The following is a 24,175-nucleotide window of genomic DNA, read 5'->3' as shown; positions in this document are numbered from 1 at the left end:
AGGGCAAAGGCGCGATTGTCGACCAAGGCGCAGGAACAGGTCACGCACTAATTTGCTGCTAACATGCCCATCCCAACGTAAAGCATTCGAGTCTGCGATGAGCCAACCCTGGAGCCCCGACAGCTGGCGCGCCCTGCCGATCCAGCAACAACCCCACTACCCCGACGCGGCACACCTGCTCAAGGTCGAGCAGACCCTGGCCAGCTATCCGCCCCTGGTATTCGCCGGGGAGGCCCGGGAGTTGCGCCGCCAGTTCGCCGAAGTCACCCAGGGCCGGGCCTTCCTGCTGCAAGGCGGGGATTGCGCCGAGAGTTTCGCCGAGTTCTCCGCGGCGAAGATCCGCGACACCTTCAAGGTGCTGCTGCAGATGGCCATCGTCATGACCTTTGCCGCCGGTTGCCCGGTGGTCAAGGTCGGGCGCATGGCTGGCCAGTTCGCCAAGCCACGCTCGGCTAACGACGAGACGGTCAACGGCGTGACCCTGCCCGCCTACCGTGGCGATATCGTCAATGGCATAGGTTTCGATGAAAAGAGCCGGGTACCGGACCCGGAGCGCCTGCTGCAGTCCTACCACCAGGCCACAGCCACCCTCAACCTGCTGCGCGCCTTCGCCCAGGGCGGTTTCGCCGACCTGCACCAGGTGCACAAGTGGAACCTGGACTTCATCGCCAACTCGGCCCTGGCCGAAAAGTACAGCCAACTGGCCGATCGCATCGATGAAACCCTGGCTTTCATGCGCGCCTGCGGCCTGGACAGCTCGCCGCAACTGCGCGAGACCAGCTTCTTCACCGCCCACGAAGCGCTGCTGCTCAACTATGAACAAGCCTTCGTTCGGCGCGACAGCCTGACCAACGACTACTACGACTGCTCGGCGCACATGCTGTGGATCGGCGACCGTACCCGGCAACTCGATGGCGCCCATGTGGAATTCCTGCGCGGGGTGAACAACCCGATCGGGGTCAAGGTCGGCCCCAGCATGAACAGCGACGAGCTGATCCGCCTGATCGACATCCTCAACCCGGACAACGACCCGGGCCGGCTCAACCTGATCGTGCGCATGGGCGCCAACAAGGTCGGCGACCACCTGCCACGGCTGATCCGCGCGGTGGAAAGCGAAGGCAAGCGGGTGCTCTGGAGTTCAGATCCGATGCACGGCAACACCATCAAGGCCAGCAGCGGCTACAAGACCCGTGATTTCGCGCAGATCCTCACCGAGGTCAAGGAGTTCTTCCAGGTGCACCAGGCCGAAGGCAGCTATGCCGGCGGCATCCATATCGAAATGACCGGGCAGAACGTCACCGAATGCATCGGCGGCGCCCGCCCCATCACCGAAGATGGCCTGTCGGACCGCTACCACACCCACTGCGACCCGCGGATGAACGCCGACCAGTCGCTGGAACTGGCATTTCTGATCGCCGAGACACTGAAGCAGGTCAAGCGCTAGGCTCGATCACAGCGCCGCGCCAGCCATGGCGCGCGGCGCTCAGGCCAGGACCTGGCGCAAACGTCGTGCCCCCTCGCGCTGACAATTGAGCTGGATATCCGCCAGCCCCAACCAATCCGCCATCTGCCGCAGTTGCCCGGCCAGGGCCTGGATGCCCTGCTCGTCCAGGCCTGGGGTTTCCTCGTGCACCGCATGCACCGCCAGGCGCCCCTGGACCCGCTCCGCCCGCAGATCGACCCGCGCGGCGATACGCTCGTCATGCAGGAACGGCAGCACGTAGTAGCCATAGACCCGCTTGTGCTGCGGTGTGTAGATCTCCAGCCGATAGCGGAAATCGAACAGACGCTCGGTGCGGCTGCGCTCCCAGATCAGCGAGTCGAAGGGCGACAGCAAGGCACTGGCAGCGACCTTGCGCGGCACCTTGGCCTCGGGCAGGCAATAGGCTGGCTGGCGCCAATCCTGAACCTGGCAGGCCAGCAACTGGCCGTCTTCGAGCAATTCGCCCAGCCGGGCACGGCTGTCCGCCGGATCGAGGCGAAAGTAATCGCGCAGGTCCTTTTCCGTGGCCACGCCCAGGGCCCGCGCCGCCTGCAACAGCAGTCGGCGCTGGGCCTGGGCCTCGTCCGGCAGCGGCTGGCAGAGAATCGCCTGGGGAATCACCCGCTCCGGCAAATCGTACAGGCGCTCGAAACCACGACGCCCGGCCACCGTCACTTCCCCGGCGGCGAACAGCCACTCCAAGGCATGCTTCTCTGCGCTCCAGTCCCACCATGGGCCCGCCCGCTCCTCACGGGTAGACAGGCTGCCGGCGCCCAGCGCGCCTCGTTCCTGGACGGCGGCCAGGACCCGGCCGATGGTCGCCTGGTGTTCGTGGCCAAAACGCGCCAGCTGCGAATAGATGCCCTGGCCCTGGCTGGCCCGCTGCATCCGCCAGCGCATCAGCGGGTACATGGACATCGGCAACAGCGACGCCTCGTGCCCCCAGTATTCGAACAAGGTACGTCGCCGCCCCTGGCTCCAGGCGGCCTGGTCCAGCAACTGCTGTGGATAACTTCCAAGGCGGGAGAACAGCGGCAGGTAATGGGCGCGCACCAGGGCATTGACCGAATCGATCTGCAACAAGCCCAGGCGCTCTATCTGCTGGTTGAGCCGCGCGGCCTTGATCGCCGCTGGCGGCTGGCGACCGCCAAACCCCTGGGCGGCCAAGGCCAGTCGACGAGCCTGCTTGAGGGAAAAGGAATGGGCTGCGGTCATGGGATGCTCCTTGTCTGCCCGCACGCTAACGCAGCCGCGCCCCACTTGGATAGCCAGGCGCCGGGCATTTTCGCGACACCGACCGACCCGGGCAGCCATCGATAGCACCGCACTGCCCTGCAAGCGCAAACTCGCCGCCTTTGCAGCGCACCAGTTACTGCCCCCTCCTGTCGCCGTTCTGGCTACAATCGCGCCCATTAATGGCAATTAGCCGCACCGGCGGTTGTTTTCCGCTCCGCTCTTGCTGACGAGAACCAGGATATGACGCTGCATCTCCCCACCTTGCTCGTGGTATCCGTGTTCATCTTCTTCCTGATGGGCCTGCTGACCTTGCACGCCTGGTTGCGGGAAAGCCGCGAACGGCCACTGGCCTACCTGGGCGGCATGATGCTGCTGGCTTCCCTGGGCGTGGCCCTGGTGAGCTGGCGCCATCACGTAGAACACTGGGTTCCCGTGGTGCTCGGCAACGTGGTCCTGCTGTTCAGCGCGGCCCTGAACTGGACGGCGATGCGGGTCTTCGCCGGACGCGAACCCCATGTAGCCGGCATGCTCGCCGGCGCCGGCCTGTGGCTGGCCTTATGCCTGATCCCGGCCTTTCATGAATCGATGCCGGTACGGGTCACAGCCTATTCGTTGCTGGTGAGCGGTTATGGAACCCTGACGGCCCTGGAGTTCTGGCGCAGCCGCCGGAGCCTGGAAGTGGCCTATGTACCGGCCCTGGTGCTGACCATCCTGCATACCTGCTTTTATGTCGTGCGCAGCGTCATCGACCAGGGCCTGGGGCTGGCCCAGGCCCTGGATGGCCAAGGCGAAGGCGTACCGTTCTTTTCCCTCATGCTGTTCGAGGCGATGGTCTACGTGATCGGCATCGCCTACGTGACCCTGGCCATGGTCAAGGAACGAGTGGAGCGACGCTTCAAGGCCGCGGCTTTCTGTGATGCCCTGACGGGGATCGGCAATCGCCGGGCATTCATGGCCAATGGCGAACGGTTGCTGGCCGGCTGCCAACGGCGAGGCGTACCAGTGGCGTTGCTGTTGTGCGACCTCGACCACTTCAAGCGCCTGAACGACGCCTTCGGCCATCAGACCGGCGACCAGGCGCTGATCGCCTTCAGCCAGGTATTGGTGCGCACCTTGCGCGCCAATGACGCCTTCGGCCGTATCGGCGGCGAGGAGTTCGCCTGCCTGCTGGCAGCAGTGGATGAGCAAGAGGCGGTACGGGTGGCCGAGCGCATCCGCGAGACCTTCGCCGACCTGACGTTGCTCGAGCCCGGGCTGCTCAGCGTCAGTATCGGCGTGGTAACCAGCCAGGCCCCGGACTATGACCTGTCGCGCCTGCTATCCCAGGCCGACGAAGCGCTGTACGACGCCAAGGGCAAGGGCCGCAACCGGGTACAAACCCTGGTGCGGCCCGCTTTCGAACTACCTGTGCACTGAAACGGCACGCCGTTGGCCAGCGAACCGGCGGGCACTCATTTCAACAACGGATCGTCCCAGAACGGCCGCGCCCGTTCATGCTCCACATCCGCCCGGGACAAGCCGATGTCCTTGAGCGCCTCATCGTTCAAGCCCGCCAGCATCCGTCGCTCATGACCCAGGACGTACCAGCGCGCGACCTTGTGCCACAAGGCCGCGAGCGAGAAGCCGTGGAACGACTGGACCAACAGATAACCCTTTTGACCTTTCATCATCTTGTCCTCCTGTAGGATGACGACAGTGTCTGCCTGGGCGAATGATCAATCCAACGAATGTTTCTTATGCTCTACATCTCAAGATTTGATGGATCATCCTTGCCCATCCAACGCCACCTCAAATCCGGTAGTCTCCGGGCCAGCCGCCCAGAGGGTCCCGCCCGAAACCATCGAGACTGGCCGTCGCGGCCTCCTCCCATGCCAACAGGCTGTAGCCTCCCAGGTCGTCGGGCAGGTCCGCAGCCGAAGGCGCCAGCACTATGGACGGATGCAACTGCCCGAGGACGTCCTCCACACGAGGCCGGGTCGTCGGCCGGCTGCCATCGACGGCCAGCACCGCCGCCCCAGGGGCCAGCGCTTCTACCAGCACGGTATGCCCGTGATTGCTGCAACTAACTGAAAGTCGGCCTTGCATGCGCTGTTTTTCGATCTGCCGCGCCGGCTCTTCAGCCGCCGCCAGGACCACCGCACAACAGCCCGTCGCCCCCATGATTCGCGCCTGCGGATAACGACTGCGCAAGCTGGCATAGGTGGACTGCTTGCCAGTGAGGACGATCAGCCCGTCCCGCCCCTGGAACTGCCTGGCCAGGCTCGCCGAGGGCTGGTCGCTGACGCGCAGCAGCTCCTGCACCTGCAGCAGGCTCGCCAATTCGGCGATCACTGCGCTGGCCTCCGGATAACGGTCATCGCGTACCGACACCGTGGTGGGAATGCCCATCAAGGCGAATGGCACGGCGCGGCGAATGGCATGCAGGCAAAAACCGTAGTAAGGCAACAGGCACAGGACCTCCTCGCCGTAGGCCTGGACCTGCGCCTGGCCCAGGTCCTCCTTGGCGCGGATCAGCGCCCAGCGAAACAGCGCCAGCAACTCGCTGTGCAGCACATCGCGCCACATCGCCAGCGACATGCGCGGCTCCGGCAGGCGCCTGGCCAGGGCGTCGAAGTCCTGCTCCTCGAACAGCAGCTCATGCAGGCGCGCCAGGGGCTGCACCGTCTGGAAGTAGGGCCGGTTCATCTTGCACTCCAGGCCTGGCGCTGCAGGACCGAATCCTTGCCGGTGCAGTAATGGGCGCGAATGCCATCCAGGAAACTCCAGGCCAGCGACGGCAGGATCGCCGCCCGCGTCACGGAATCGCGACTCACCTCGCCCCGTGCCAGCAGGTACTGGATATTGCGTGAGGGTCGCAAGTCATGGCCCAGTTCATCATCCAGCTCATCGTGGGCCGCCATGGCCCCCAGCAGCGCGGCGCAACGGGGATTGTTGGCCGAAACCCGGGAATAGAACTTCATGTGGCGATCATCGCCGCGGCATTCGCTCAAGCTTTTTTGCAGGTAGGTCGAACCGATCAGGTAGCCCTTCCAGTCATGGCGCGCCAGGTCGCTGAGGTAACCGACGAAGGCCGCGGTGGTGGGCAGCGGCCGCATCGCCGTAGGCTGCCGGACTCCCAGCTCCCGTAGGCGAGGCTTGAGAATGTCGCAATGGGTCAGCTCGTCCTGCAGGTGCTGCAACAGGTTTTCGCGGATCCGCGCATCCTGGCAGGCGGCAATCGCCGGGCTGACATGGCGAGTGGCCGAGGCCAGGTAATGGAAATTCTCCAGCATGTAGCCAATCACCAGTTCGTCGCTGCACCCCTGGGTCATCTGCTGCCATAAAGGATGGCCGTCCACCGACACCAGCCAATCCGTGGTCATCCGTTCGATGGCCGCGATGCTGTCGGCGCCGACACCCTGGCTGTCGACCAGTTGCTCGTGGATCTGCCCCAGCAGCAGGCAGAACGGCGCGCCGTTGGCGGCCAGTTGTGGCACCCGGTGCCCCAGGGCATAACAGGAAGCGACGATGATGTCCGAAGGGCTGTCATCACCAGAGCGTTCGCCGTTGACCAGGCTCATGACGCTGGCCGGCCAGACCGGCAAGCCCTGGAAGATGCCCACCTCCAGCGGCGAATCGCAATCGCGCAGCGGTTGATCCAGGCCATCCTCGGCGAGCACTTGCGCCGCCGTGACGATGGAACTGGCGCAGCCCTGCTCGAGGGCGGACAACCAGCGGTAGATCATCTCGCTCAGGCTGCAGACCGTGTTCAGTACGCTGGCCACCACCGAGGCGGGATGACAGTCCTGGGTGCGGACCGCCTTCTTCCAGTTCTCGGAGTGCCCGTAGTCGAGGTCGGTGGCGAAGTGGCCCAGCACTTTGTTGGTGGCCATGCGGCTCAGCAGGTTGTGGCCCACCAGCAGGTCGTGCCAGCCAATCACGGCTTCTTTCTCCACCGAGGAATGCTCCATGAAGCCGGAGCAGGCGGCCGACACCAACTCGCCCATGGCCGCGATGTGCCGGGACAAGTGGATCCACTCCAGGGTCGCCGGCAAGGGCCTGGCCAGCCGTACCACGTCGTTCGAGCAACCGATGAGCTCCAGGGCCTCGTTGAAGAACCGCGCGTGATCCCATTCCTCCAGGGCATGCCTGGAGAGCATCAGGGTGATCGGTGACAAGCCGATACCCGGGCTGACAGCAGGGCACATCCGGGAAGCGGCGGCAGCCAGGTAATGTCGGGTTTCCAGGATGTAGGCATGCAACGCGGATTGATCACCCTCGCGGATCTTTCTCCAGATCGGATGGCCATATACAAACTCTTCGGCGGCGGTGTATTGCTCGCCGAGCAACAAGATGAATTCTTCCGCGCTGAAGTGACTGCCCAGTATCGATAAGTTGAGGCTCTGGGCCAGGCGCTCGGTAAAAGAGGCATTGTCGCTCAGCGTCGAGATCGGAGCTTCCAGGCTTCCCAATAACAGCACCGCATGATCGCCATGGGTACTTCGCGCTAAAAATGGAGGGCTACGCAATGGTTCAGATAGATCAACATGATTGTTCCGAGTAGTGATTTCCATTTCTGATCCGCCCTCCAAGACGTTAGCGTCGGTTACTCGACTATGGCTGCCCTAAGTTGCTTGGCGGCCTTCTCCGTACGCTCTACCAGGCCGACCAGGGCCTTGAGGTCTTCTGGCGCCAGCTTGCCGGCCTTGAGCTTGGCCTTGAGCTGGGTAAGTTCTGCATTAGTTGGTTCGGCATGTTCCGCTTTCGCGCTCATGAAAGGACCCTCCAAAGTTGGTCGCAATCCCAGTACAGACCATCTGTACATGGCACCCGCAACACTAGTTGCGGATATAGCTTTAGGCAAACTTGAGAAAAGATAAAACACGCCATTAATCGGCATCACCCTCAATCTGTAATTTTTATCGCCAGAGGCAATTAATAACAATAAAAACATAGCCAACCACTGTATCGAAACTTGCTTATTTCCAGGCCTGATAATAACTATTGCCAAACTATCAACTTTGAATAGTTCCCCAACAAGAGCAGGAACAAGCGATATCACCTATAACAGTCTTGCAGCCGCCGGAGGCGACGAGACCGGCAAGCGCAACCGGAGCACCAAGGAGCATTAGCGATGAGAGACATGCTGAACGTGGATTGGTCGAGCATTCCCGCTCCCCAGGATGACGGCGCGGCCCGGCACCTGGCCGGCCGATACCTGCCGCAATTGTCGCTACCCTCGACCACCGGACAGGCAGTGGACCTGTCCGTGCTGCCAGGTCGGACGGTGCTGTACATCTATCCGCGTACCGGCCGGCCGGACCTGCCGCTGCTCGAAGGCTGGGACCAGACCCCCGGGGCCCGTGGCTGCACCCCGCAATCCTGTGCCTTTCGCGATCATGCCCAGGAGCTTGCAGCAGCGGGCGCGGCGCAATTGTTCGGCCTGTCGAGCCAGGACAGCGCCTACCAGCGCGAAGCCGTCGAACGCCTGCACCTGCCCTTCCCGCTGTTGTCCGATGCCGAGGAACACCTGGCCCGGGCCCTGGCCCTGCCACAGTTCGAGCTCAACGGCAGGCGTTTTCTCAAGCGCCTGACCCTGGTGATCGATGGCGGGCGGATCGAGCAAGTGTTCTACCCGGTGTTCCCCCCCGATCAGAATCCGCAACAAGTGCTGGCCTGGCTGTCGTCCCAAAACCGGGCATGAACCGGCAGCCCGGGGGATGACGGCACTGGTCCGTGGGGAATAAGATCAGCCGCAAGAATGCTTCCCGCGTATCCATCTCAGGGTTTGATGAATGTCCCAGTTCCCCAGCATCGATACCGAAGTGCTGCGCACCTTCGTCGCCATCGCCGATGAAGGTGGTTTCACCCGGGCCGGCGAGCGGGTCAACCGTACTCAGTCAGCGGTGAGCATGCAGATGAAACGGCTGGAGGAGGACGTGCTGCAACGCCAGCTGTTCCAGCGTGACGGCCGCCAGGTCAAGCTCACCGCCGAAGGCCAGGTGCTGCTGGGGTATGCCCGGCGCATCCTCAAGCTGCACAGCGAGGTGTTCAATACCCTGCGCGAGCCGCATATGGTGGGCCTGGTGCGCATCGGCACTCCGGATGACTACGTGATGCGCTTCCTGCCGGGCATCCTGTCGCGATTCGCCCAGAGTTACCCGTTGATCCAGATCGAGGTGCATTGCGAATCGTCCAGGCAACTGTTGCAGCGCCAGGACCTGGACCTGTCCATCGTCACTCGCGAGCCGGGCAACGAAATCGGCCAGTTGCTGCGCAAGGAGCGTTTCGTCTGGGCCGCGGCCGAGTGCTTCGAGCCCCCGGGGCAAACACCGCTACCCCTGGCGATGTTCAACAGCGACTGCTTCTGCCGGCTGTGGGCCTGCAACGCCCTGGATGCCAGCGGCCTCGACTACCGCATCGCCTACAACAGCTCCAGCCTGTCGGCGATCATGGCGGTGGTCAGCGCGGGGCTGGCGGTCACTGCCCAGCTGGAGAGCCTGATCACACCTGACTTGCGCATCCTGGGAGAAGCCGAAGGCCTGCCGTTGCTACCGGAGGCCAGCATCATGCTGGTACGCAACCTCAACCAGCCATCGCCGATCACCGAATGCCTGGCCGAGCATATCGTCGAGGGTTTCAAGTCCTGAGTCCCAACATCACTGCGCAAATCACCAGGAAGGCGCAGAACAATGCGCGCAGCAGGCGCTCGGGCAAGGCATGGGCGACCTTCACCCCCCAACTGATGCTCAGCAAGCCACCGGCCGCCAATGGCAGGCCCACCAGCCAGTTCACCTGGTGATGCAGACCATAGGTCACCAGGGTCACCCCGGTGCTAGGCAGCGCCAGGGCCAGGGCCAAGCCCTGGGCCACCACCTGGGAGGTGCCGAAGACACTGGTCAGCACCGGGGTGGCCACTACCGCGCTGCCGACCCCGAACAGCCCGCCAAGCGCCCCGGAAGCCGCTCCCAGCGCTCCCAACCAAGGCCAGGAATAGCGCATCGATGAAGCTGCCGCGGGAACATTGCCGAACAACCGCAACAGGTTGTAGCCGGACAGGGCCAGGAGGAAAACCACGAAGATGGTGCGCATTTTCTGTGGGTCGATACCCACCGCCCAGATCGAACCAAGCCAGGCGAAGCTGAAGCCCATCAGCGCCAGGGGCAAGGCATGCCGGGCCTCGATACGGTTGTGCTGGTGATAACGCCACAGCGCCAGCATCACGTTCGGCACCACCATCACCAGTGCCGTGCCCTGGGCCAGTTGCTGGTCCAGACCGAACCACACCCCCAGCACAGGGATAGCGATCAACCCGCCACCGATGCCGAAAAGGCCCCCGACCGTCCCCAGGGCCGCGCCCAATAGCAGATACATCACTAAATCGATCAAGACCGCTCTCCTCACTCGAGGCTTGCATGCTACGCAGTCACCGCTGGTACGGAAACGCATAGCAACGCACAATGGCTTTGCTGTTTTCGCATAGGCGAGCTGACCATGAATCCCAATATCCTTACTGAACAACTGGGGCTGTTTCTCGATGTGCTGGAAGCTGGCAGCTTCTCCGCCGCCGCCCGCCGCCATCCTCTGACCCCTTCGGCAGTGGCCCGGCGTATCGACGGCCTGGAAAAAGCCGTGGGCACCACGCTGTTCATGCGCACCACCCATGCCGTAGTGGCCACCGCGGCCGGCCTGGCATTCGCCGAGCGAGCCCGGCGCATCGTCGCCGAACTGCAACTGGCCAGGGCCGAGGCAGTGTCCTTGAGCCATGCGCCGGAGGGGCTGATCCGCATCGATGCTCCTGCCGCCTTCGGCCGCCGCCACCTGGCCCCGGCCATCGCGGATTTCCTGATGCTGTACCCGGGCCTGGACGTGCAACTGCACTTGATCGACAGCTTCGTCGACATGCAAGGCTCGCATCTGGGCAAGGTCGACCTGGTACTGCGGGCCGGACAGCAGGTGGACACGCGCATGGTGGCCACGACCCTGGCCAGCATCGTGCGGATCGCCTGTGCCAGCCCAGCCTACTTGAAGGGCCACGGCACACCGGTCCACCCGGCCGAACTCGACCAGCATGATGGCCTGGACTGGGACGGCCTGGCTCCGTTGTTCGCCTGGCGCTTCGAACTCGACGGCCAACTGCAGACTCATCGTCCGCGGCGGATCCGTTTCAGTGCCAACAACGCCGAGGCCCTGCTGTCCGGGGCCTTGGCCGGCCTGGGCATCGCCCACCTGCCGACCTGGCTAGCCAGCGAATATCTGCTGCGCGGGGAACTGGTGCCGCTGTTCTGCAACGGCGGTTTGCCCAAGCCGGAAACCGCCGGCATCTATGCCTTGCGCATGGAGCAGCATCCCAATGCCCGCAGCCGTCTGCTGCTGGAGTACCTCAAGAGCCGGTTCAGCCCTATTCCGCCATGGGACCTGGCCCTGCAGAGCACCATGGGCTGAGCCCTGGCGAAATTCATCTGGCGCATTAAAGATTCGCCCGCTAGATTCAGGACCATCAATGATCAAGGCTTCGACATGACCACCGAACGCACCACCTCGCCCGCCTGCGATCCACTGCTGCTGGACAACCAATTGTGCTTCGCCCTGCATTCCACCTCTTTGCTGATGACCAAGGTCTACAAACCGCTATTGCAGCGCCTGGGGCTGACTTACCCACAATACCTGGCAATGCTGGTGCTCTGGGAGCGGGATGGACTGACTGTCGGCGAAATCAGCCAGCGCCTGCTCACCGACCCCGGCTCCCTGACCCCACTGCTCAAGCGCCTGGAGGCCGAGGGCCTGCTCAGCCGTACGCGAAGCCGTGAAGACGAACGGGTGGTGATCGTCCAACTGACCGAACAGGGCCGTGCCCTGCAAGCCCAGGCCCAGGCAATACCGCAATGCATCCTCGGCGCCAGCGGCCAGACGGTGGCGCAACTGCGCCAGTTGCAGGAAGACCTGCTGGCCCTGCGCCGTAATCTGCAAGAAAGCCTCTAGCCCTCCGCAGAGCCTACCGGCCCCGCCTTGGGGCTGGTTCTTCGTAAAAAATATTTTCTTTATCAATCAATTGGTTAGCCATTAAAAGCGCCCCATGGACGGTTTTACACGAAAATTTATCTTGCGCACTAAATATTAGCGCAATATATTCACACCACAAATTACTTGGCGCACCAATAATTAGCACACACAAACCAGAACGAGGCTTTCACCATGCAGACTCTCTATACCGCAGTTGCAACCGCCACCGGTGGCCGTGACGGTCGTGCCGTTTCCAGCGACAACATCCTCGACGTCAAGTTGGCCACTCCCAAGGAGCTGGGCGGTGCGGGTGGACAGGCAACCAATCCGGAGCAGTTGTTCGCCGCCGGCTACTCGGCGTGCTTCATCGGCGCCTTGAAGTTCGTGGCCAGCCAGAGCAAGCGCAAGATTCCAGACAACGCCTCGATCACCGCCCATGTCGGCATCGGCCAGATCCCCGGCGGCTTCGGCCTGGACATCGACCTGCACGTCAACCTGCCCGGCCTGGCCCGGGACGAGGCACAAAGCCTGGTAGATGCCGCCCACCAGGTCTGCCCCTACTCCAACGCCACCCGCGGCAATGTCGATGTTCGCCTGCACGTAAGCGTCTGAAACGACGAATTGCAGGCACAAAAAAGCCCGACTCAAGGTCGGGCTTTTTCATCTACAAGAACGGGCCAGGTTTAAACCTTGGCGCGGCCTTTGTAAGAACCGCCTTCGCGGGTATCGATCTCGATCCAGTCGCCGATCTCGATGAAGTCGGCAACGCTCAGCTCGGTGCCGTTCTTCAGTTTGGCAGGCTTCATCACCTTGCCCGAAGTGTCGCCGCGAGCGGAACCTTCGGTGTAGTCGATCTGGCGCACGATGGTGGTCGGCAGGTCAACGGAAACCAGGCGGCCTTCGAAGAACACGGCTTCGCAGACGTCGGTCATGCCTTCTTCGATGAACGGCAGAACGGCTTCGATGTCCTCGGAGTTCAGCTCGTACATGGTGTAGTCGGTGGTGTCCATGAAGGTGTAGGAGTCACCGCTGATGAACGACAGGGTCGCTTCTTTGCGATCCAGGATCACGTCGTCCAGTTTGTCGTCCGCACCGTAAACGGTTTCGGTCTTGTAACCGGTCAGCAGGTTCTTCAGCTTGGTCTTCATGATCGCGCTGTTACGACCGGACTTGGTGAATTCAGCTTTCTGAACCAGCCAAGGATCGTTGTCGATACGGATCACGGTACCGGGTTTGAGTTCTTTACCAGTTTTCATTGCGAATATCCGAATTTGGATGGGATTTACAAAAATCTAGGCCGCGTATCATATCCAATTTAGGTAAAACTGCACCAGCGCCGCAGCAAGATCGGCCTGCAAGCCCTGTTCCAGACACCATTGTTCGGCATGCGCGGCGATTTCCGGCCAGTGTCGCAGCAGTTTTTCCCAGGGATCGGCCATCTGCCCCTCGGTGTTCCAGGCCCGCCACAGGGCCAGCACCGCCGCCCCGGCCTCGGCTGACAGCCCCCGGGTGTAGAGCGCAAGGAACGCCTCAAGCTTGTCCAGGTGGATGTCTTCATCCTGGCGATAGATGTGCCAGAGCATCGGCCGCCCCGCCCATTGCGCCCGGACGAAAGAGTCTTCGCCCCGTACTGCGTTGAAATCGCAGCACCACAGCAGGTGGTCATAATCTTCCTGGCGGATGAAAGGCAGCACTTGGAGCGTCAGCGATTGCCGGGCCAGCACGCTGCCCACGGCCAAGGAGTCGACGCCCAGCCAGCGTTGCACATCACCGAGGATGCGCCCTTCGGGCACCAATAAATGGGTGGGGCGCCGATCGGCGGCCAGGGCGTCCAGCCAGCCAGCCAGGCCGGCATTTTCATAGGCGAACAGCGACATCAACCGGGCATCGCTGGCTGGCACCACCCCAAGCTGGCGAAGGAATGCCGCCTGGGCCTCGAGGTCAGCCTGGAACGCCCGGCGTCGCTCCAGCAGGCCGCTCTCGCGCAGCAACCCGCCGGTCTGCGCCTGGAATCCCGGGAAGAAGAAGTACTTCTGCACACCACGAAACTTCACCGAGGGCAGGCCGTGGCAGCCCCCGACCCAGTCCTCGGCGCTCAGGTAATCCAGGTTCAACCACAAGGGCGTCCGTTCACGATCGGCCATGGCTTCCATATAGGCGTGGGGCAACTGGCAGGCAAACGCAGCGATCACCACATCGGCCGCGACTTCACCTGGCCACTGGGCCGGCCAATGCCGGACCTCGACCCCGTCCTGCTGCTGGCGGTCCTTGTCCATGTCGATCTCCGGACAGATCCGCTCGAAGGCGCGCAGGTCGTCGACCCACAAGCGCACGGCACAACCATGTTCGGCCACCAACTGCCGGGCCAGACGCCAGGTCACGCCGATATCCCCGTAGTTGTCGACCACGCTGCAAAAAATGTCCCAGGAGGCTTTCATTCCTGTCCCCGATTGGCAAAGGCGCCGATTGTCCGCATAAATGCCCCTGCGCAGAAGAGCCGACCTCGATTAATCTTCGTGCGACAATCAGCTCTCGTTCAACCTTGCCCGCCAGGAGGCAAACATGCCGCACCGTCCGCCCGCCCGCCGCCCATTGCGCATCGGCTTCAATGCCCTGGCGCTCAGCGCCAGTATCGCCCTGGGCCTGTGGCTGGGGTTCCTGGCGATCGCCCTGACCTGCTGGCTGGCCTCGCACTTTCTGTTCAGCCAGCAACTGGCGCCGGTGGCCCAGGCCGTGCAACAACTGGGCAAACCCGCCGTGGCCGCCCCCGAACAGCCCAACCGCCTGTTCGAGCAATACCAGGAAAACCTGCGCAAGAACGAGGAACTGCAATCCCTGGAGAACGCCCGTAGCAACCCGCGCAACCTGTCCAACCCCAAGTGCCAGTTCTGGCTGCAGCAGGACCAGACCGCGCCGAGCGACAAGAGCCGGGCCAACGTCCTGCAGTTCTGTAATTGACCATGAATAAACAGTCCGTCTACCAACTGATCCTGCAACAGCTCCAGGACGATCTGCAGATCGCCCTGCGAGCGGCGCAAGCCGCCTACGAAACCGCAACCCACGAAGAGAACGTCGCCGAAAACAAGTACGACACTCTGGGACTTGAAGCCGCGTACCTGGCCGCCGGTCAATCCAGGCGGGTCGAGGAAATCCGCCAGGCCCTGGGGCTCTGGCAGAACCTGGTCTTGCGCCCCGGCGATGCGCAATCGAGCATCCAGGTCGGGAGCCTGCTGGGCCTGGAAGATGAGCGCGGGCGCGAACAGTGGCTGTTCCTCGGGCCCGACGGAGCGGGGCTGAAGGTCCAGGTGGTCGGCCAGATGGTGACGGTGATCACTCCACGCTCGCCCATGGGCCAAGGCCTGCTTGGCAAGTTCGAGGGTGATGAAGTGGAAATCGTGGTGGCCGGCTCTCGGCAACAGTTCACTGTCACCGAGGTGCGCTAGGCCGGCGGGAAATCAGTGGACCGGTAGCTCGACGCCGTCGAACAGCTCTTCCAGTTCTTGCTTGTTATGGCACTGGATGGCCTTGGCCATGACCTCGCGGGTCAGGTGGGGGGCGAACTTTTCGATGAAGTCGCACATGAAGCCGCGCAGGAAGGTACCGCGACGGAAACCGATCTTGGTGATGCTCGACTCGAACAGCTCGCTGGCATCCAGTACCACCAGGTCGCTATCGAGCTTGGTATCCACGGCCATCTTGGCCACGATGCCCACGCCCAGGCCGAGGCGCACATAAGTCTTGATCACGTCGGCGTCGGCGGCGGTGAATACCACCTTGGGCGTCAGGCCGCGATGGCTGAAGGCTTCGTCGAGCTTGGAGCGGCCAGTGAAGCCGAACACGTAGGTCACGATCGGGTATTCGGCCAGGGTCTCGAGGGTCAGCTTCGGCAACTTGGTCAACGGGTGGCCCTGGGGCACGACCACGCAGCGGTTCCAGCGGTAGCACGGCATCATCACCAGGTCGCCGAACAGCTCCAGCGCCTCGGTGGCGATCGCGAAGTCCACGGTACCGTCGGCAGCCATCTCGGCGATCTGCATGGGCGAGCCCTGGTGCATGTGCAGGGCCACATCCGGGTACTGCTTGATGAAGCTGCTGATCACTGGAGGCAGGGCATAACGCGCCTGGGTGTGGGTGGTAGCGATGGACAGGGTGCCCTTCTTTTCATTGGAGAATTCCTGGGCGATCTGCTTGATGCTCTCGACCTTGCGCAGGATCTCGCCAGCGGTGTTGATGATTCGCTCGCCCGCCGGGGTCACGCGGGTCAGGTGCTTGCCGCTGCGGGCGAAGACCTCGACACCCAGTTCGTCCTCGAGCAGGCGGATCTGCTTGCTGATACCCGGTTGCGAGGTGTAGAGGCTTTGGGCAGTAGCGGAAACGTTGAGGTCGTGGTGCGCCACTTCCCAGATGTAGCGCAATTGTTGAAGCTTCATATCAATCCCTCAAAGCAGGTAGGCGCCACGGGTATCAGCGACGGTATATAACTATATTAATGGTCAGGAGAATAAATCTAGAACTTTTCTTCAGAATTTTCCATTCCGTCCTCAGGCGTCGCCCTGGCGTCGCCGCTGCACCAGGGGGACCAGGTAAACCGGCACTTTGGCCAGCTGCAAGACCCGCGCGGCGGTGCGCCCCAACGGCGTTTGCGCCCCCACCCCATGGCTGTGACTTCCTACGATCAACAGATCCACCGAGAGTTTCGCCGTCTGCTCGAGTATCACCTGCGAGGGGTCTCCCTGCAGGACACGCACCGACTGGATCAGGGTCAGGTCCTGCATGCCCTCCCCCAGTTCTTCGCGAAAGCTGTCCAGCACCCGCTGCTCGATATTGGCCATCACCGTGTTCAGCCCCTGGCGATGGAACTCGTTCAGCGACTGCTCGTCCAGATAGCTCTGCAATACCGACTCGGCGAACAACCCCATGGGTTCGACGGCGTGCACCACGTGTAGGTCGGCATTGAACGTTCGAGCCAGTTCCAGGGCGTGCTGCATCACATAGGGGGCGTAAACGCCGAGGTCCGTGGCATACAGCATCGAACGAATCATACGACCTCCTCAACTGCCAATCTGGCGGAGATTGATTCAGCTTAGCAGTGCCTGGAGGTGTGCGAGCCCCGGATTCCGGGGGGCTCAGGCCTTGGCTTGGTTACTGATGCCATGGGGCACGTGACCGGTGGCTACCACCTCTCGCGCCAGCTCGCAGTGACCGGCCTGGTCGTCGAAGAACACATCGGCGGCGAAGGCTTCGAGGAAGGCGGCCTTTTCCAGGCCGCCGAGAAAGAGCGACTCGTCGAGGCGGATATTCCACTCGCGCAAAGTCCGGATCACCCGTTCGTGGGCCGGGGCCGAACGTGCAGTGACCAGTGCCGTGCGAATCGGGCAGGCATCGCCGGGGAACTCGCCCTGGAGCAGGTTGAGCGCCGCCAGGAATCCCTTGAACGGCCCACCCGGCAGAGGCTCGCGGGCCGACTGGCGCTCGCTGGCCTGGAATGCCTCCAGACCGCCGGACTGGTAGATGCGTTCCGACTCATCGGAAAACAGTACCGCATCACCATCGAAGGCAATGCGCAGCTCGCCGTTCTCCGCCCTCCGGGTGCCACCGGAAAGAATGGTGGCCGCGGCAAAACCGGCCTCCAGCGCACTGCGCACATCCTCGGCATGGGTGGAAAGAAACAGGTCGCTGCCAAAGGCCGCCAGGTAAGGATAGGGGCTACGTCCGCCAACGAAGGCAGCCCGGGAAATCCCCAGGCCGTAGTGCTGGATCGAGTTGAACACTCGCAGGCCCGTGTCGGCGCTGTTGCGTGATACCAGCACCACCTCGACTCGCGCCCGCCCCAGGCTGGCATTCAGGCTCAGGAGCTTCTTGACCAGGGGAAAGGCATCACCGGGCTCGAGGATTTCCTCCTCATGCTCGATCTGGTATTGCCGGTAGGCCTCCACCCCCTGGGCCAGGTAGACCTTATGGCTATCACTCAGGTCGAACAGTGCCCGCGAAGAGATCGCCACCACCAGCTTGCCGTCCAGTCCCTTTGCCATATTCGCTCCTAGTTGAGGTGATGGGCCGGCCTCAGGCCGGATGCCGATCGATGAAACCCAGGGCCTGGTACAACGCCCGGATCTTCGGCAGCTCGCAACCCGCTGCCTGCGCGGCAGCCAGCGGAGCAGCGTAGATGGCCCCGAGTTCCAGCGGGCGCCGGTGCAGGAAATCATGGTACATGCTGGGCCAATAGTCGGGCATGAGCTCGGTGGACTTGAACAACTGCTGGGCATAGGCCTCGGGAATGGCGTAGCCGCAGGCCGCAGCACCCTGCAATACCTCTCGCATCAAGTCCTGGATCAACTGCCGGCAGTCCGGGTCGGCCATCAGCGGCGTGGTACTCGCCCGCAGCAGCACCGACAAGCCGTTGTACGGCACGTTCCACACCAGCTTCTGCCAACGCGCCTGCTGCAGGTTGCCCATGGCCTGGGAATCGATCCCGGCTTCACGGAACAACCCGGCCCCCTCCTCGACGATCGCCTGGCGCAGTGCCGGGTCGCCGGCGGGACCGCTGTGATAGCCCAGGTTCACGGCGCCAAGGGCCTGGTGCTCGATCTGCCCGGGGCCGGCACGATGGACACAGATGAAGCACAAGCCGCCCAATAGATGCAGCGAGTCGGGCAAAGCACCACGCAACTGGTCTTCGACACCCAGGCCATTCTGCAACAACAGGACCCTGGCTCCCGGGGCGGCAGCCTGGATGATCGCCGGTGCCAGTTGCAGGTTGCTGGTGGTCTTGGCGCCCACCAGCAGCCAATCGCAAGGCGGCATCTGCTCGGCGCTGGCGTAGGCCTGCACTGGATCGAGGGTCAAGGTGCCATGTACCGCGCTGGTCAAGCGCAGCCCCTGTTCGACGACGGCCGAAAATTCACTGCGCAATAGAAAGTGCACGTCGAAACCGGCACGGGCCAGCAGCAACCCATAAAAACCGCCGATCGCCCCGGTCCCGATAATGCCCACACGCGGCTTGCGAACTGCATCCATCACGGCAACTCCTCTGGTAATCGTTCAAGCGCCTGATCCAGGCCCAGGGCAAGTTCCCCAGCCGTCAGCCGCGATTCTATGCCCCCATGAAACCGAGCATCGCGCACCACGAACAATGCTGGAAGGTGGAACACCTGGTAACGCTCCACCGCGCCGCCATTGTCACCGGCATCGATCCAGCACAGACGATCGACCGGCAAATCCAGCCTGGGTAACTGCTGCCGTGCCCAACGGCAGGCGGAACAGCCGGGGCTGGTGAAGATCACCAGGGAAACCCCCGACAGCCCCAGCAAGGTCTGGTCGACGTCGAAATCGGTCAGCTCCAATTGGGCCACTATACTTCGGGAAACAATGTCAGTTGGACGACACTCGGAGTCTGCGGTCATGGGACGGTTTCTGCCTCATCCTGATGATGTTCCGGTTGAATTGACCCTGCGCAAGCATGCCTGCATTTCGCGCCAGCGGCTGCACACTATCAGCCTCGGCGGCATGGCCTGCAATTACCATCGCGCCTGGCGTCGCGGCACCGCGCTTGAAGTGCACATGCCGACCCTGGGTGAGAATGCCCGCTATAACGGCTATGTGGCCTGGTGCCTGAAGCGCAAGCGTGGCTACCTGGTGGGCATCGCCTTCGTCGACGAACAGACGTTGTTCGGCGCACGCATGAGTGAGCAGGTCTGCCAGATCGCTCGCTACTGCCGCCTGCACGAGCCCCAGAGCGAACAGCAATGTATCGAGGCACTGGCCCTGGACTGGGTCGAGCGCCACGCGCAGGATTATTCCGAGGACCGGGTACACCAGGCATTCATACAGCCATAGCCCCATAAAACCGCACCCTGCCCATTGTCGAGCCCCCGGGTAACGCGCTAAGGTTCGGCTCCCCGACGCGCCCAAATCCGCTGTGCTCCGCCGCTCTCGGGGATCGCTGGCGGCCGGCATCCGTGACCTGACGAGTAACACGATGGCTGATTTACCGATCAACGACCTTAACGTCGCCTCCAACGAGACCCTGATCACTCCCGATCAACTCAAGCGAGACATTCCGCTGAGCGACACCGCCTTGCGCACCGTGACCCGCGGTCGCGAAGTGATCCGCAACATCCTCGATGGCACTGATCACCGTCTGTTCATCGTCATCGGGCCTTGCTCGATCCACGATATCAAGGCGGCCCATGAGTACGCCGAACGACTCAAGGCCCTGGCCGCCGAAGTTTCCGACACTCTCTATCTGGTCATGCGGGTGTACTTCGAGAAACCTCGTACCACCGTTGGCTGGAAAGGCCTGATCAACGACCCCTACCTGGACGACTCGTTCAAGATCCAGGATGGCCTGCACATCGGCCGCCAGCTGTTGCTGGACCTGGCTGAAATGGGCCTGCCTACCGCCACCGAAGCCCTGGACCCGATCTCCCCGCAATATCTGCAGGACCTGATCAGCTGGTCGGCAATCGGTGCGCGCACCACCGAATCCCAGACCCACCGCGAGATGGCTTCCGGTCTGTCCTCGGCAGTAGGGTTCAAGAATGGCACCGATGGCGGCCTGACCGTCGCGATCAACGCCCTGCAATCGGTTTCCAGCCCTCACCGCTTCCTGGGGATCAACCCAGAGGGCGGCGTGTCCATCGTCACCACCAAGGGCAACGCCTACGGCCACGTGGTCCTGCGGGGTGGCAACGGCAAGCCGAACTACGATTCGGTCAGCGTCGCGGTCTGCGAACAGGCCTTGAACAAGGCCAAGGTCAAGCCGAACATCATGATCGACTGCAGCCACGCCAACTCCAACAAGGATCCGGCGCTGCAGCCACTGGTGATGGAAAACGTCGCCAACCAGATTCTCGAAGGCAACCAGTCGATCATCGGTTTGATGGTGGAGAGCCACCTGAACTGGGGCTGCCAGGCGATCCCCAAGGACCTGTCGGAGCTGCAATACGGCGTGTCGATCACCGATGCCTGCATCGATTGGGAAAGCACCGAGAAGACCTTGCGCAGCATGCATGCCAAGCTCAAGGATGTCCTGCCGCAACGCAAGCGCAGCTGATTTCGCCAGATACGAAAACGCCGGGCCAAAGCCCGGCGTTTTTCATTAGCACCCTGTTCAGAGTTTTGCTGCGTGGCGCTGGTGCCGCTCCATATAGCGCTCCACATACGAGCAGGACGGGATCACTGTGTAGCCCATGCGATCGGCGTACTCCAGGGCCTGCTCGGTCAGCGCCGCAGCGATGCCACGCCCCCGCAGGGCGTTGGGCACGAAGGTGCGGTAGATATCCAGGGTCTGCTTACCCAGGTCCATATAGGTCAGGTAGGCACGATGACCGTCCACATTGGTCTCGAACTGATGACCAACCTGGTCATGGTGGATGGACAACGCCTCGCTCATCACTACTCCTTGCGGGTCTGGAATGCTGACCCCTACCTTACCGATGTTTTTCCGGCGAAGGAACAACTTACGCCACCTCGTGCCTGTCAGGCGCCGAGTAGATTCTTGCACCAAGAGAGCACGTTACAAAATATTAGGCGCCCTTGGCATGAATGCTCAAGCCATACCCGTCACAGACCAGCACAAAATGACCTGATGGCCGCTTGCCACCCATGCCTGGCTCTGATTCAAGATACCTGGCAGTGATACATCGCCGGATGCTGAAACTTAAGACGAAGCAGCGCTCTTAAAGTCACCGCCCATAGACATAAAGAGCTCGCTCGAAACCTGCACAAAAGTGTCATCCACACAATATAGACCGACTTTAGTCTAGCCTCCGAAACTGCGCCTGGAAAAATTCCGGGATCAATGCTGGCAAACAAGCAGCACTCATGCCCTGCAAGGCCTCTGCGTTGAATATTTTTTATCCAGGCGGTTTGTGGAGTTGATCGAAAAAGATTCACCGCCTAGAATTTTTTTTGCTTCTTGCGCTACGTCAGTTTACTTACTACAAGTAATGGGTAGTATGTACGCCGGCTATTTCCTCGTTCTGAGGTGATAGCTACTAATAGAAAGTCCTTGAAGGGGAACACGATGAACAACGTTCTGAAATTCTCTGCTCTGGCTCTGGCCGCAGTTCTGGCTACCGGTTGCAGCAGCGTATCCAAAGAAACCGAAGCTCGTCTGACTGCTACTGAAGACGCAGCAGCTCGTGCTCAGGCTCGTGCAGACGAAGCCTATCGTAAAGCTGATGAAGCTCTGGCTGCTGCTCAAAAAGCACAACAGACTGCTGACGAAGCTAACGAGCGCGCTCTGCGTATGCTGGAAAAAGCTAGCCGCAAGTAATAGTCCCTCGGGATTGTTATCGAGCCGATCCAATTTTTTGGGTCGGCTTTTTTATTGCCTGGCTTTTGCCTCGGCAATAAAAAACCCGCCGCAACCAACAGGCCGCGGCGGGTTCTCTTGAGCCGCTTACTGCGGCATTTCAAAAGGTGTGCTGGACAACGATGTCGCGGGGGCAGCCGTTGGCACGGCAATCTCTACCGGCAAGCCATCTTCGGCCGCCACTACATCGCGCACCACATCCCAGTTCATACGCAGGTTGTTAGCCAGGTCTTCGCGCTTGAGCAAGGCGTTGATTACCGCAGTGTGCTTGTCGACCACCGAAGGATTGCCTTTATCATCCAATGGCGTATGAGCCTCAAGATAGACTTTGCCGGCACTGATACCGAACTTGTACGGTTCATTGATGATACGCACGGAAGTTCCCACCGGAACCATACCGGCCATTTGCAATACGTTGTTGTTGAGCATGCGGAAACAACCATGGCTGGTGCGCATGCCGATCCCGAACTTCTTGTTCGAACCATGAATCAGGTAGCCGGGCGTGCCCAGGGTGAACTTGAACGGCCCCAGGGGGTTATCCGGCCCGGCCGGCACCACGCCAGGCAACGGATCGCCATCGGCAGCGTGTTCCGCCCTGATCGAGGCAGGCGGCGTCCAGGTCGGGTTCGGCGTCTTGGCGGTGATACTGGTATGCGCGATCGGCGACCCCCAGCCTTCTCGACCGATCCCCAGCGGGAAGGTATAGACCACGCTCTGCCCCTTTGGAAAGTAGTACAGCCGATACTCCGCCAGGTTGATCACGATACCTTCGCGCGGCCCCGGGGGCAGGATGAAGCGAGTGGGCAGGATCACCTCGGTGCCCGCACCCGGCAACCAGGGATCGACACCCGGGTTGGCCGCCACCATCTCCAGGTAACCCAGGTCGTTGGCCGTGCCCAGGTCGGCGAAGGTATCTTCGTACTTGGCCTTGATCACCTGTACCTGGCCGACGATATCTTCGCCGGGAGGAGGCAGGGGGAATTCCAATGCGGCAACAGGGCCAGCCACACACAATGCGGCAAGTGACAGGCAACGGGTGAGGACAGGGAGGCGCGGCAACATCCGGATAATCCTTCGCATGTACAACCAATGAAAGAAACACGATTGTACACCCCGCCCCAAGGCTCCGGGAGCCAGGCCGGGGGAGACAAGCGCACATATGCAATCCCTGCCGAAACGACCCGCTAGCGGCCGCCTACAACTCGAAGCGTAGCTCGGGCCAGATCGGCGGAGTGCCACGTTTCTGCGACTCGAGGATCGCCCGGCACAAGGGGCAGAGTCGCTGGTCCTGGAAAATCGTCCTGTCCACGCTCGACCAACGCGGTTGCGCCGGCAACAACGTGCCGCACAAGGTACGGTCGGCGGAACCGCCCAACTCAAGCTGACGCGTCACCAGGTGCACCCTGACCTCCTGACAAGCGAACAGGTCAAGCTGTTCATCAGGCTCGATCAGTTGGTAGGCAAACAGGGACCAGGCGGGACGCGGCATCGGGGGCTCCAAATCGGGGGCGCAACATTAGCCGAAACACCGCCACTAGAAAAGCGTCAAAGCAGCGGTTTTAGCGTCGGCCAGACATTTTCCAGCAACTTGTCCTGGGCCACTGCCGCCGGGTGCAGACCGTCCGCTTGCATCATCTCCGGGTGACCGCCGACCCCTTCGAGAAAAAACGGCACCAGGGCCACCTTCTTGTCGCTGGCCAGTTGGCCATAGACCTTGGCGAAAGCCTGGGTATAACGCACGCCGTAGTTGGGTGGTAGTTGCATGCCCAGAAGCAGCACCTTGGCCCCCGCGGCCTGGGCACTGTCGATCATCGAGGCAAGATTTTGTTGCAATTGCTGGGGGGGCTGGCCTCGCAGGCCGTCATTGCCTCCAAGTTCGAGTACCACCACCTGCGGCTTATGCTCCGCAAGCAGCGCCGGCAGCCGTGCCTGGCCTCCGGCACTGGTATCACCGCTGACCGAGGCATTGATCACCCTGGCGCCGAAACCCTGGTCGTCGAGGCGCTTTTCCAGCAGTGCCACCCAACCCTGGCGGGTATCCAGGCCGAAAGCCGCACTGATACTATCGCCCACGATCAGGACCGTTCCCGCCGCTGCGTTCTGGACCATGCACATCAGGGCCAGGCCGGCACTCAAAAACCATACACGCATCGGAT

Annotated in this window: 29 protein-coding genes; 12 read left to right on the top strand and 17 right to left on the bottom strand. The window is 62.0% G+C overall.

Annotated features, from left to right (window positions below):
- The first annotated feature begins 97 nt into the window (after positions 1–97).
- Complete coding sequence (locus tag GDH07_RS21425) at positions 98–1,444, top strand: class II 3-deoxy-7-phosphoheptulonate synthase (RefSeq protein WP_152898807.1); 1,347 nt, start codon at positions 98–100, stop codon at positions 1,442–1,444.
- Positions 1,445–1,483: 39 nt separating this feature from the next.
- Here GDH07_RS21425 and GDH07_RS21420 read toward each other — a convergent pair whose 3' ends face one another.
- Positions 1,484–2,698, bottom strand: a complete 1,215-nt coding sequence (locus GDH07_RS21420; protein WP_152898806.1) for a winged helix-turn-helix domain-containing protein — start codon at positions 2,696–2,698, stop codon at positions 1,484–1,486.
- A gap of 261 nt (positions 2,699–2,959) precedes the next feature.
- Here GDH07_RS21420 and GDH07_RS21415 point away from each other — a divergent pair, with 261 nt between their 5' ends.
- Positions 2,960–4,135 carry a GGDEF domain-containing protein gene (locus tag GDH07_RS21415; protein WP_053133127.1) on the top strand — a complete coding sequence of 392 codons (1,176 nt, stop codon included), beginning with the start codon at positions 2,960–2,962 and terminating at the stop codon, positions 4,133–4,135.
- 35 nt (positions 4,136–4,170) lie between these two features.
- Here GDH07_RS21415 and GDH07_RS21410 read toward each other — a convergent pair whose 3' ends face one another.
- The 4 genes from GDH07_RS21410 to GDH07_RS32345 all read right to left on the bottom strand — a co-directional run bounded on the left by GDH07_RS21410 (position 4,171) and on the right by GDH07_RS32345 (position 7,472).
- Entirely contained in the window at positions 4,171–4,386 is a 216-nt protein-coding gene (locus GDH07_RS21410; RefSeq protein ID WP_053133421.1) for a DUF1127 domain-containing protein, read from the bottom strand.
- Positions 4,387–4,507: 121 nt separating this feature from the next.
- On the bottom strand, positions 4,508–5,404 hold the full coding sequence (locus GDH07_RS21405) for a hypothetical protein (protein WP_152898805.1): 897 nt from the start codon (positions 5,402–5,404) through the stop codon (positions 4,508–4,510).
- Complete coding sequence (locus GDH07_RS21400; protein ID WP_178124093.1) at positions 5,401–7,179, bottom strand: thiaminase II/PqqC family protein; 1,779 nt, start codon at positions 7,177–7,179, stop codon at positions 5,401–5,403. Before GDH07_RS21400 ends, GDH07_RS21405 begins: the two co-directional genes overlap by 4 nt.
- A 125-nt stretch (positions 7,180–7,304) precedes the next feature.
- Positions 7,305–7,472 carry a hypothetical protein gene (locus GDH07_RS32345; protein WP_022640067.1) on the bottom strand — a complete coding sequence of 56 codons (168 nt, stop codon included), beginning with the start codon at positions 7,470–7,472 and terminating at the stop codon, positions 7,305–7,307.
- A 360-nt stretch (positions 7,473–7,832) separates the two neighbouring features.
- Here GDH07_RS32345 and GDH07_RS21390 point away from each other — a divergent pair, with 360 nt between their 5' ends.
- Together GDH07_RS21390 and GDH07_RS21385 are read left to right on the top strand one after the other, a co-directional pair.
- Positions 7,833–8,402, top strand: a complete 570-nt coding sequence (locus GDH07_RS21390; protein ID WP_152898804.1) for a peroxiredoxin — start codon at positions 7,833–7,835, stop codon at positions 8,400–8,402.
- Positions 8,403–8,493: 91 nt separating this feature from the next.
- The gene (locus GDH07_RS21385) at positions 8,494–9,348 is read left to right on the top strand and encodes a LysR substrate-binding domain-containing protein (protein ID WP_022640069.1); all 855 of its coding nucleotides are present in this window, start codon (positions 8,494–8,496) and stop codon (positions 9,346–9,348) included.
- On the opposite strand, the gene GDH07_RS21380 is transcribed toward GDH07_RS21385, so the two are convergent.
- Positions 9,338–10,087 carry a sulfite exporter TauE/SafE family protein gene (locus tag GDH07_RS21380; RefSeq protein ID WP_152898803.1) on the bottom strand — a complete coding sequence of 250 codons (750 nt, stop codon included), beginning with the start codon at positions 10,085–10,087 and terminating at the stop codon, positions 9,338–9,340. The two genes, GDH07_RS21385 and GDH07_RS21380, sit on opposite strands and share 11 nt — an antisense overlap.
- Before the next feature lie 105 nt (positions 10,088–10,192).
- Here GDH07_RS21380 and GDH07_RS21375 point away from each other — a divergent pair, with 105 nt between their 5' ends.
- From GDH07_RS21375 to GDH07_RS21365, 3 genes are all read left to right on the top strand, one after another.
- Positions 10,193–11,143, top strand: a complete 951-nt coding sequence (locus GDH07_RS21375) for a LysR family transcriptional regulator (RefSeq protein ID WP_152898802.1) — start codon at positions 10,193–10,195, stop codon at positions 11,141–11,143.
- Between the two features lie 75 nt (positions 11,144–11,218).
- Positions 11,219–11,680: a MarR family winged helix-turn-helix transcriptional regulator gene (locus GDH07_RS21370; RefSeq protein WP_022640072.1), complete on the top strand. Its 462-nt coding sequence runs from the start codon at positions 11,219–11,221 to the stop codon at positions 11,678–11,680.
- Positions 11,681–11,893: 213 nt separating this feature from the next.
- A complete protein-coding gene (locus GDH07_RS21365) occupies positions 11,894–12,313 on the top strand; it encodes an organic hydroperoxide resistance protein (RefSeq protein WP_152898801.1) in 420 nt (139 codons plus the stop codon).
- A 71-nt stretch (positions 12,314–12,384) separates the two neighbouring features.
- Here GDH07_RS21365 and GDH07_RS21360 read toward each other — a convergent pair whose 3' ends face one another.
- Positions 12,385–12,957, bottom strand: a complete 573-nt coding sequence (locus tag GDH07_RS21360; protein ID WP_053133142.1) for an elongation factor P — start codon at positions 12,955–12,957, stop codon at positions 12,385–12,387.
- A 48-nt stretch (positions 12,958–13,005) separates the two neighbouring features.
- On the bottom strand, positions 13,006–14,139 hold the full coding sequence (gene earP, locus GDH07_RS21355; protein WP_152898800.1) for an elongation factor P maturation arginine rhamnosyltransferase EarP: 1,134 nt from the start codon (positions 14,137–14,139) through the stop codon (positions 13,006–13,008).
- A 124-nt stretch (positions 14,140–14,263) separates the two neighbouring features.
- Between earP and GDH07_RS21350 the strand changes: the two genes are divergently transcribed.
- Both GDH07_RS21350 and GDH07_RS21345 read left to right on the top strand, forming a co-directional pair.
- The gene (locus tag GDH07_RS21350; protein ID WP_152898799.1) at positions 14,264–14,659 is read left to right on the top strand and encodes a hypothetical protein; all 396 of its coding nucleotides are present in this window, start codon (positions 14,264–14,266) and stop codon (positions 14,657–14,659) included.
- Between the two features lie 2 nt (positions 14,660–14,661).
- Positions 14,662–15,144 carry a GreA/GreB family elongation factor gene (locus GDH07_RS21345; protein ID WP_152898798.1) on the top strand — a complete coding sequence of 161 codons (483 nt, stop codon included), beginning with the start codon at positions 14,662–14,664 and terminating at the stop codon, positions 15,142–15,144.
- Positions 15,145–15,156: 12 nt separating this feature from the next.
- On the opposite strand, the gene cysB is transcribed toward GDH07_RS21345, so the two are convergent.
- From cysB to GDH07_RS21320, 5 genes are all read right to left on the bottom strand, one after another.
- Complete coding sequence (cysB, locus tag GDH07_RS21340; protein WP_022640079.1) at positions 15,157–16,131, bottom strand: HTH-type transcriptional regulator CysB; 975 nt, start codon at positions 16,129–16,131, stop codon at positions 15,157–15,159.
- A 111-nt stretch (positions 16,132–16,242) separates the two neighbouring features.
- Positions 16,243–16,743 (bottom strand): universal stress protein, encoded by a 501-nt coding sequence (locus GDH07_RS21335; protein WP_022640080.1) that lies wholly within the window; start codon positions 16,741–16,743, stop codon positions 16,243–16,245.
- Positions 16,744–16,827: 84 nt separating this feature from the next.
- Positions 16,828–17,733 (bottom strand): 5'-nucleotidase, encoded by a 906-nt coding sequence (locus GDH07_RS21330; protein WP_022640081.1) that lies wholly within the window; start codon positions 17,731–17,733, stop codon positions 16,828–16,830.
- A 31-nt stretch (positions 17,734–17,764) separates the two neighbouring features.
- Complete coding sequence (locus GDH07_RS21325) at positions 17,765–18,718, bottom strand: putative 2-dehydropantoate 2-reductase (protein WP_152898797.1); 954 nt, start codon at positions 18,716–18,718, stop codon at positions 17,765–17,767.
- Positions 18,718–19,104, bottom strand: a complete 387-nt coding sequence (locus GDH07_RS21320; protein ID WP_085596751.1) for a YbbN family protein — start codon at positions 19,102–19,104, stop codon at positions 18,718–18,720. Before GDH07_RS21320 ends, GDH07_RS21325 begins: the two co-directional genes overlap by 1 nt.
- Here GDH07_RS21320 and GDH07_RS21315 point away from each other — a divergent pair.
- Positions 19,103–19,537 carry a PilZ domain-containing protein gene (locus GDH07_RS21315; RefSeq protein WP_152898796.1) on the top strand — a complete coding sequence of 145 codons (435 nt, stop codon included), beginning with the start codon at positions 19,103–19,105 and terminating at the stop codon, positions 19,535–19,537. The two genes, GDH07_RS21320 and GDH07_RS21315, sit on opposite strands and share 2 nt — an antisense overlap.
- Positions 19,538–19,679: 142 nt before the next feature.
- Complete coding sequence (locus GDH07_RS21310; protein WP_022640085.1) at positions 19,680–20,756, top strand: 3-deoxy-7-phosphoheptulonate synthase; 1,077 nt, start codon at positions 19,680–19,682, stop codon at positions 20,754–20,756.
- A 57-nt stretch (positions 20,757–20,813) separates the two neighbouring features.
- Here GDH07_RS21310 and GDH07_RS21305 read toward each other — a convergent pair whose 3' ends face one another.
- Positions 20,814–21,095, bottom strand: a complete 282-nt coding sequence (locus tag GDH07_RS21305; protein WP_022640086.1) for a GNAT family N-acetyltransferase — start codon at positions 21,093–21,095, stop codon at positions 20,814–20,816.
- 633 nt (positions 21,096–21,728) lie between these two features.
- Between GDH07_RS21305 and oprI the strand changes: the two genes are divergently transcribed.
- On the top strand, positions 21,729–21,980 hold the full coding sequence (gene oprI, locus GDH07_RS21300) for an outer membrane lipoprotei OprI (RefSeq protein WP_003448337.1): 252 nt from the start codon (positions 21,729–21,731) through the stop codon (positions 21,978–21,980).
- 126 nt (positions 21,981–22,106) lie between these two features.
- Here oprI and GDH07_RS21295 read toward each other — a convergent pair whose 3' ends face one another.
- From GDH07_RS21295 to GDH07_RS21285, 3 genes are all read right to left on the bottom strand, one after another.
- A complete protein-coding gene (locus GDH07_RS21295) occupies positions 22,107–23,081 on the bottom strand; it encodes a L,D-transpeptidase family protein (RefSeq protein ID WP_031320262.1) in 975 nt (324 codons plus the stop codon).
- Between the two features lie 133 nt (positions 23,082–23,214).
- Entirely contained in the window at positions 23,215–23,508 is a 294-nt protein-coding gene (locus GDH07_RS21290) for a hypothetical protein (RefSeq protein ID WP_007931378.1), read from the bottom strand.
- A gap of 56 nt (positions 23,509–23,564) precedes the next feature.
- Entirely contained in the window at positions 23,565–24,170 is a 606-nt protein-coding gene (locus GDH07_RS21285; protein WP_152898795.1) for an arylesterase, read from the bottom strand.
- Between the last annotated feature and the right edge of the window lie 5 nt (positions 24,171–24,175).

The sequence above is a fragment of the Pseudomonas piscis genome (genome assembly GCF_009380155.1).
Lineage (GTDB): Bacteria > Pseudomonadota > Gammaproteobacteria > Pseudomonadales > Pseudomonadaceae > Aquipseudomonas > Aquipseudomonas piscis.
This window is presented reverse-complemented; position numbering and strand designations above follow the sequence as displayed.

Excerpts from the sequence above, each read along its gene's own strand:
- GDH07_RS21425 (WP_152898807.1), top strand. The coding sequence starts at position 98 with ATGAGCCAACCCTGGAGCCCCGACAGCTGGCGCGCCCTGCCGATCCAG.
- GDH07_RS21420 (WP_152898806.1), bottom strand. The coding sequence starts at position 2,698 with ATGACCGCAGCCCATTCCTTTTCCCTCAAGCAGGCTCGTCGACTGGCC.
- GDH07_RS21415 (WP_053133127.1), top strand. The coding sequence starts at position 2,960 with ATGACGCTGCATCTCCCCACCTTGCTCGTGGTATCCGTGTTCATCTTC.
- GDH07_RS21410 (WP_053133421.1), bottom strand. The coding sequence starts at position 4,386 with ATGAAAGGTCAAAAGGGTTATCTGTTGGTCCAGTCGTTCCACGGCTTC.
- GDH07_RS21405 (WP_152898805.1), bottom strand. The coding sequence starts at position 5,404 with ATGAACCGGCCCTACTTCCAGACGGTGCAGCCCCTGGCGCGCCTGCAT.
- GDH07_RS32345 (WP_022640067.1), bottom strand. The coding sequence starts at position 7,472 with ATGAGCGCGAAAGCGGAACATGCCGAACCAACTAATGCAGAACTTACC.
- GDH07_RS21390 (WP_152898804.1), top strand. The coding sequence starts at position 7,833 with ATGAGAGACATGCTGAACGTGGATTGGTCGAGCATTCCCGCTCCCCAG.
- GDH07_RS21385 (WP_022640069.1), top strand. The coding sequence starts at position 8,494 with ATGTCCCAGTTCCCCAGCATCGATACCGAAGTGCTGCGCACCTTCGTC.
- GDH07_RS21375 (WP_152898802.1), top strand. The coding sequence starts at position 10,193 with ATGAATCCCAATATCCTTACTGAACAACTGGGGCTGTTTCTCGATGTG.
- GDH07_RS21370 (WP_022640072.1), top strand. The coding sequence starts at position 11,219 with ATGACCACCGAACGCACCACCTCGCCCGCCTGCGATCCACTGCTGCTG.
- GDH07_RS21365 (WP_152898801.1), top strand. The coding sequence starts at position 11,894 with ATGCAGACTCTCTATACCGCAGTTGCAACCGCCACCGGTGGCCGTGAC.
- GDH07_RS21360 (WP_053133142.1), bottom strand. The coding sequence starts at position 12,957 with ATGAAAACTGGTAAAGAACTCAAACCCGGTACCGTGATCCGTATCGAC.
- earP (WP_152898800.1), bottom strand. The coding sequence starts at position 14,139 with ATGAAAGCCTCCTGGGACATTTTTTGCAGCGTGGTCGACAACTACGGG.
- GDH07_RS21350 (WP_152898799.1), top strand. The coding sequence starts at position 14,264 with ATGCCGCACCGTCCGCCCGCCCGCCGCCCATTGCGCATCGGCTTCAAT.
- GDH07_RS21345 (WP_152898798.1), top strand. The coding sequence starts at position 14,662 with ATGAATAAACAGTCCGTCTACCAACTGATCCTGCAACAGCTCCAGGAC.
- cysB (WP_022640079.1), bottom strand. The coding sequence starts at position 16,131 with ATGAAGCTTCAACAATTGCGCTACATCTGGGAAGTGGCGCACCACGAC.
- GDH07_RS21335 (WP_022640080.1), bottom strand. The coding sequence starts at position 16,743 with ATGATTCGTTCGATGCTGTATGCCACGGACCTCGGCGTTTACGCCCCC.
- GDH07_RS21330 (WP_022640081.1), bottom strand. The coding sequence starts at position 17,733 with ATGGCAAAGGGACTGGACGGCAAGCTGGTGGTGGCGATCTCTTCGCGG.
- GDH07_RS21325 (WP_152898797.1), bottom strand. The coding sequence starts at position 18,718 with ATGGATGCAGTTCGCAAGCCGCGTGTGGGCATTATCGGGACCGGGGCG.
- GDH07_RS21315 (WP_152898796.1), top strand. The coding sequence starts at position 19,103 with ATGGGACGGTTTCTGCCTCATCCTGATGATGTTCCGGTTGAATTGACC.
- GDH07_RS21320 (WP_085596751.1), bottom strand. The coding sequence starts at position 19,104 with ATGACCGCAGACTCCGAGTGTCGTCCAACTGACATTGTTTCCCGAAGT.
- GDH07_RS21310 (WP_022640085.1), top strand. The coding sequence starts at position 19,680 with ATGGCTGATTTACCGATCAACGACCTTAACGTCGCCTCCAACGAGACC.
- GDH07_RS21305 (WP_022640086.1), bottom strand. The coding sequence starts at position 21,095 with ATGAGCGAGGCGTTGTCCATCCACCATGACCAGGTTGGTCATCAGTTC.
- oprI (WP_003448337.1), top strand. The coding sequence starts at position 21,729 with ATGAACAACGTTCTGAAATTCTCTGCTCTGGCTCTGGCCGCAGTTCTG.
- GDH07_RS21295 (WP_031320262.1), bottom strand. The coding sequence starts at position 23,081 with ATGTTGCCGCGCCTCCCTGTCCTCACCCGTTGCCTGTCACTTGCCGCA.
- GDH07_RS21290 (WP_007931378.1), bottom strand. The coding sequence starts at position 23,508 with ATGCCGCGTCCCGCCTGGTCCCTGTTTGCCTACCAACTGATCGAGCCT.
- GDH07_RS21285 (WP_152898795.1), bottom strand. The coding sequence starts at position 24,170 with ATGCGTGTATGGTTTTTGAGTGCCGGCCTGGCCCTGATGTGCATGGTC.